We start from the raw sequence: 3,247 nt of genomic DNA on the forward strand, positions 1-3,247 counted from the left end.
GAGAGGGAGTCTTGCCGTTATGTGGGGTGAATATGGTGGGGAATGGTGGAGCCCAAGTGATGGGAGAGCATTGAGGGAATAAATGCTCACAGGCTGTTTTATCTGAAAAATTTAATTTTATTGTTAAAAAAAAGAAAAGGCTAATGTCATGGATCAAGAACACTTAACGCCGGCAGAACAAAACCAATTAAAACAAGATTTTCTGGTCTCAACACAAGAGGGAGAAGATGGTGAAATTGCAAGAGAAGAAAAAACTCTTGAAGATAATTTCCAAGGGCAAACGCATCAAAAACAGTCCTCTTCGCAAAAGGTAGAAAAAGAGGTTCAAGGAGGAGAAGATGTTCCACCAGATCCACAAAAAGACTTTATGGGCTATATGCAATGGTTGGGAAAAACACTCCAAAAACAAGGGCTTTTACATGAAAAACCCCAAGATAAACCGACTGTTTGTGAAGCAGAACAGTTGCACGCATTCTATCAACAGTCTGTTGCCAGTGTTAAACAAAAACATCATGATTTTGATCAAGCCGCCGATTTTATTTATGAAACGCGGGCTAAACAGTTGGCTGCTTGTGCTTCACTCTATCCTGAGATGGCAGATCCCCAAAATATTGATGCGATAATTGGTGATGAGTTGAAGCAGATCTTGCACGATTGTGCGCAAAAAAATCAAAACCCTGCTGAAGTGATTTACACGATTGCACAAAAAATTGGCTACACAAATGTTCCCAATAACATGGATGAAAATTTACAGGAAAGACACAATTCTGCGCGTACTCTTGCTGCTTATAACGGTTTAACGCCAAATGGGCCGATTTCTTTGGATATGCTTGATAAAATGTCAGAAGCAGAATTTAGCGCTTGGGTTGCTGATCCTAAAAATAAAGCTTCTTTTAATCGTTTAATGGGGGGAAGAGAATTTTAAAAACAAAAATGTGGCAGGTGTTTTTTGCGGGAACGTGGAGCGGCTTTTGGGGCGTGAAGGTGGCAGGCGTTTTTTGAGGGAACAGGGGCGGGGGGAGTGGGGAGAGAAGATGTTTCAAAGAACGGATGCGGTGAGGAGAGCTCTTATAAGGGGGGAGGAAGACGCTAACAGAAATTAGATAAAACTCACGAACAAACTATTCACCATTTGAAATGAAATGTGGTGTTTTAACAACCGGCGCTTTGCCGGGTTTTTTATGTCAATAAAACTTTTAGAGGACAAAATGACTGTAACTTATATCGGACTTAATGACCCAATGGCAGTGCGCACATGGTCTAAATTATTAAACCAAGAAGTCTCAAAAGCACTTCCAATTGCACCGTTGATTGGAAATGATTCAAACAGTATCGTACAATTAAAGGATGAAACCACGAAAGCAAGTGGGGATGCCATTAGCTTTAATTTGCGTGTGCAGTTGCTAGGCGATGGGGTGAGTGAAGGGCAGACATTGGAAGGCAATGAAGAAGCTTTACAGTTTCTCAATGATCGCTTGGCAATTAATGAACTCGTTCATGCTGTGCGTGTCAAAAATGAGGGAACAATTGATCAGCAACGAATTCTCCATGATTTGCGCACCGAGGCAAAAAATGGTTTGGTTGATTGGTATGCAGATCGTCTGAGTATGATGTTCTTCATTCAAGTGTGTGGTTATACCGCAAAAGCTATTAACTTTGAGGGACGTACGATTACTCTTAAACCTGTCCATTATGGGTTTAATGCGCCAACGGCACCAACCAATAAACGCGTGGTACGTCCTAACGATAAAGCAAAAGATGAGGACTTAAAAGAAGGCGATGTTTTTGATCTTAAGCTCATTGATAAAGCTGTCGAACGGGCTAAATTGGCAAATCCTAAAATTAGACCTGTGCGGATTGATGGCGAAAATGTCTATGTGCTGTATCTGCACCCAACCCAAGTGACGCAATTGCGAACCAATACAGATGCGGGGCAATGGCTCGACATTACTAAGGCAATCTATAGTGGAAGTCGTATCAAAAATCCGCTCTATGATGGGTCTTTGGGCATGTATAATGGTGTGGTTTTACGCGAAGCTGAACATATTACCGAAGGGGTTGAATCTGGGACGGCAAATAAAGCTGTACCAAATGTGCGGCGGGCTGTTCTGCTTGGTGCGCAGAGTGCTGTGATTGCTTTTGGTAAAGATCGAGGAGCAACACGCTATAAATTGGTGGAAGAACTCTTCGACTATGAAAGAGAATTCGGGGTCGCGGCAAAAACCATTATCGGTATGAAAAAAACTTGCTTTACCTTGCCAGGAAGTACGCAAGGGGCTCAGGATTTTGGCACTATCGTCATCCCAACTTATGGAGCGCCCGCTTAAAGCGAATGTTTGCTCTCTTCCCCCAACAAGAGGGATCTGTTGGGGGAAAAATTTAAAATGCTTCCAGAAACAAGGACAGGCTTATGACCACTTTATCCACTGATCCCCAAAATCTAAACCTTACACATTCAGACCATTCTAAAACTTTTGCTTATATGGTCGCGCTTATTCAAGATGAAATTGACGATACAACAGCGGAATATTCCCTGCAAATTCAAGATTCAATTTTTACGGCTTTGCGTTTGTGTGAACGCGAACCCTTTTTCTTTAATGAAAAAAGAGAAAGGACGTTTAAAACACAAAGTGGTAAAACATGGTATGGGCAAGAAGAGGGAATTTGTATTAAATCAGAAAAGGTTTTAGAGAGCGTCTTTTTAGCAACAAACGATGAAACACCAACAAAATTGTTCTTTAAGCCCTTGGAAGTGTTGCATCAACAATATGGCGCGCATCCTGTACTGGGAACGCCATTCTTTTATACGTACCTTGATCAAAAAATAGGTCTCTTTCCAACACCAGAACATGTGGAAACCGTAAAGCTCTCGTATGCTCCTATTCATATTGCGGATGAACAGCTGAGAGAAGATGATAATCCTTGGTTGCTTCATGCTTTTGATCTTATTAAAGCGCGGGCAAAATATGAATTGTATAAAAATATCCTTAAAGATCCTGAATATGCCGCCGTTTCTTTCAGAGATTTTCAAGAACAGCTTCAAGCTTTGCGTATTGAAACATCGCGTCGAAAAGGTTCTTCAAAAATTCGTCCAATGCGTTTTTAAAAGGCTTTTTTCGAAATCGTTTATGGCGGGCGTTGAAGGTTGGTTTGTCCTTTATGGTTGGATGCGCGTTGGGTGTTGATGGTGAAGCGCTGGTGTTTGGCGTTGGGCTCCACCATTCTTTATGGTCACATTTTGCTCGAT

Annotated in this window: 3 protein-coding genes; all 3 read left to right on the top strand. The window is 41.7% G+C overall.

Annotation, left to right across the window (positions count from 1 at the left end; genetic code table 11):
* The first annotated feature begins 148 nt into the window (after positions 1-148).
* The 3 genes from ACFIO3_RS02870 to ACFIO3_RS02880 all read left to right on the top strand — a co-directional run bounded on the left by ACFIO3_RS02870 (position 149) and on the right by ACFIO3_RS02880 (position 3,106).
* On the top strand, positions 149-925 hold the full coding sequence (locus tag ACFIO3_RS02870; RefSeq protein ID WP_375695842.1) for a hypothetical protein: 777 nt from the start codon (positions 149-151) through the stop codon (positions 923-925).
* A gap of 283 nt (positions 926-1,208) precedes the next feature.
* Complete coding sequence (locus ACFIO3_RS02875) at positions 1,209-2,327, top strand: N4-gp56 family major capsid protein (RefSeq protein WP_375607024.1); 1,119 nt, start codon at positions 1,209-1,211, stop codon at positions 2,325-2,327.
* A gap of 83 nt (positions 2,328-2,410) precedes the next feature.
* On the top strand, positions 2,411-3,106 hold the full coding sequence (locus ACFIO3_RS02880; protein ID WP_375607023.1) for a hypothetical protein: 696 nt from the start codon (positions 2,411-2,413) through the stop codon (positions 3,104-3,106).
* Positions 3,107-3,247 lie beyond the last annotated feature (141 nt).

The organism is Bartonella sp. AD328YNZD (assembly GCF_042196425.1).

Excerpts from the sequence above, each read along its gene's own strand:
- ACFIO3_RS02870 (WP_375695842.1), top strand. The coding sequence starts at position 149 with ATGGATCAAGAACACTTAACGCCGGCAGAACAAAACCAATTAAAACAA.
- ACFIO3_RS02875 (WP_375607024.1), top strand. The coding sequence starts at position 1,209 with ATGACTGTAACTTATATCGGACTTAATGACCCAATGGCAGTGCGCACA.
- ACFIO3_RS02880 (WP_375607023.1), top strand. The coding sequence starts at position 2,411 with ATGACCACTTTATCCACTGATCCCCAAAATCTAAACCTTACACATTCA.